This is a genomic window from Streptomyces durbertensis (assembly GCF_014156695.1).
GTDB classification, from domain to species: domain Bacteria; phylum Actinomycetota; class Actinomycetes; order Streptomycetales; family Streptomycetaceae; genus Streptomyces; species Streptomyces durbertensis.
The window spans coordinates 1-2,644 of the sequence record NZ_WMLF01000592.1 but is presented as its reverse complement, the minus strand read 5'-3'; the positions used below and the strand labels follow the sequence as shown (position 1 = coordinate 2,644).

Here is a 2,644-nt window from a genome sequence, read left to right as displayed (position 1 = left end):
GGGTGGGACCGGGGCGTCCGGAGGGTCCGGTGTCCAGTTCGAGGTCGTCGGTGATCTCGTTGAGGATGGTGCCCGGGATCAGTACCACGGCCGTGGTGCCGCCGTAGGGCGAGGGCTGGAGGGAGACCCGGGCGCCCTGGCGTTGGGCGAGCCGGGCGACGACGAGCAGTCCGAGGCGGTCGGTGTCGGAGAGTTCGAACTCGGGGGTCTCGGCGAGTCTGAGGTTGGCGTCGAGCAGGGCGTCGGCGGTCATGCCGAGGCCCCGGTCGTGGATCTCCAGGGTGAAGCCGTTGGCGACCCGCTCCCCCATGACCTGCACGGCGGTGTGCGGGGGTGAGAAGGCGGTGGCGTTCTCCAGGAGTTCGGCGACGAGGTGGGTCAGGTCGGCGACGGCCGCGCCGTCCACGGCGAGTGCGGCGAGGCGGCGCACCTCGACGCGCTCGGAGTCCTCCACCTCGGCGGTCGCGGCACGCACCACGTCGATCAGGGCGACCGGTTTGCGCCACTGCCGGGAGGGCGCCGACCCGGAGAGGATCACCAGGCCCTCTGCGTGGCGGCGCATCCGCGCGGTGAGGTGGTCCAGCCGGTCGAGGTCGGCGGTCTCGACGGGGTCGTCGGTGCGGCGCCGCATGCCCTCCAGCAGGTTGAGCTGCCGGTGCAGGAGCACCTGGCTGCGACGGGCGAGGTTCACGAAGACCTCCGAGACGCCGCGCCGCATGTCGGCCTGGCGGACGGCGCCCTCCACGGCGGCGCGCTGGAGGGTGTTGAGCGCCTGGCCGACCTGGCCGACCTCGTCGCGCCCGTACTCCAGGCGCGGCGCTTCGGTCTCGACGTCGATCTGCTCGCCGGCGGCCAACCGGCGCTGCACGCCGGGCAGTCGCACTCCGGCGGCCTCGTTGGCCTCCTTGCGCAGCGCCCGCAGGTCCCGGACGAGGCCCCGGCCGATCCGCAGGGAGACGAACACCGACAGGGCGCCGGCGACCAGGCCGAGCAGCGCGGCGGTGCCGGCCTTGAGCAGCACAGAGAGCCGCACGGGCGCGATCCGCTGCTCGTGGCGTTCCCGCCCGGAGCGGTCCAGGGACTCCAGGCCGGCGAGCGCGGCGCTGGTGGCCGACTGCCAGCGTTCGGCGTTGAGCGCCCGGACGGCCCGTTCGGGGCCGGCGTTGAAGACGTCGTTCTCGAAGGCGGTCAGGGCGCGCCCGTCGGAGCCGCGCCAGTACTCCTCGAAGGCCCGGGCGTCGGTTTCGGGGAGCGCGTCGAGGCTGGTCTGGTGGAGCACGCGGCGTTCGGCGACCCGGTCGGAGAACTCGCGGTACTCGTGCTCGGTCATCCTGCCGGCGGCCAGCGCCGCGGCCATCAGCGCGTCCTGACGGGACAGCAGTTCCCTTGCCCGGGCCGCCGCCGCCAGCGCGCGGGCCTCCTTGTCCAGAACCGCGTGGTCGATCGCCCGGATGCCGTTGAGCAGTTCGAAGCTGGGGTCGACCAGGTCGTTGTAGGCGACGAGGGCGTGGTCGCGGGAGATGGTGTTGCGTTCGACTCTCCCGCGGAGGGAACGCAGGGTGTCGAGGCCGCCGGCAAACGCGTCGAGACGGGCGAGGGTGTCGTCGTCGAGCCTGCCGCGCACGCCGGGGGCGCGGCCGGTGACGTCGGACACCGCCCGGTCGGTGTGGTGTTGGTGGCGGTGCAGTTGCGGCAGGGCGTCCGACCGCCGTGGGTCGGCGAGGTAGACCAGGGCGTGGCGGCGCTCCCGTTGGACCGCGCGCACGGTGCGTTCGATCGGTTCCCCGAGGGTGTCGCCGGCGGTCTTCGCGTCCAGCATGCGCATGGCCTCGGCGGCGGTGTGGTGCGTGGCGAAGACCCAGATGGCGGTGAGCGCCGTCAGGGGTATGAGGAGCAGCGCCACGATCTTCCTGCGGATGGTCCTCCCGCGAAAGCGCATGGCCTCCCCTAGCTCAGCGCCCCTGGCCGGGGCGGGCCGGTCCGGTACCGGGCGCTGCCGGCGTGGGTGGTGCCCGGTCGGCTCTTGTCGTGTTGACGTGTGGTGGAGCTGACGTGCTGTTGTGTGTCGGGTGGTGCTGGTGCGTCGTGCGGCGCGCGGTGGTCACCGGCACGTCGGCTGACGGCCGTGGCGGTCTCCCACGGGCCGCGGCGCCGCGCACGCCGGACGGCGTGAGCCTACTACCGCTCGGTCACGGGCTCGCCGTCGCGGGGTTGGGCGCGCGGGCGCCGCCGGGAGACTATCGTCCCGAAGTTTCCCTGGATACCGGAAAATCGGTACCGGGTGTGTGGCCCTGGACACGTGCCCGACCAGCACTTGCGACCTTTTGTGGAGGGGGAGTGGGAGTCAGATGTACGCCAGGCCCCGGATGCCGGACCCGGTCCGCAGCGCCGCCGTGCGGTCGGTGATCATCATTGCCCTGACGCTCGTCCAGTTGACGATCACGGTGTTGTGCTCGCTCGCCGGAGTGTGGTTCGCCTTCCCGGCGTTGCTGGGGACGGTGGCCTCGACGGTGGTGGCCACGTGGGCGGTGTTGGACGTGTGGGTGACGCGGCAGGTGTGGATCCAGCGGCACGGGGTGGTGTCGGTGCCGAGCAGCGCGGCCCGGCCCCGACTGGGGCGCGACGTGCAGCGGTTGTGACCGCC

Annotated in this window: 1 protein-coding gene and 1 pseudogene; one reads left to right on the top strand and one right to left on the bottom strand. The window is 73.0% G+C overall.

Annotation, left to right across the window (positions count from 1 at the left end; all coding sequences use genetic code 11):
* A partial coding sequence (locus GL263_RS24820) for a sensor histidine kinase (RefSeq protein ID WP_182857980.1) occupies nucleotides 1-1,939 on the bottom strand: 1,939 nt, incomplete at its 3' end.
* A gap of 409 nt (nucleotides 1,940-2,348) precedes the next feature.
* Here GL263_RS24820 and GL263_RS29280 point away from each other — a divergent pair.
* A pseudogene (locus tag GL263_RS29280) lies at nucleotides 2,349-2,606 on the top strand (hypothetical protein); the annotation flags it as partial.
* Between the last annotated feature and the right edge of the window lie 38 nt (nucleotides 2,607-2,644).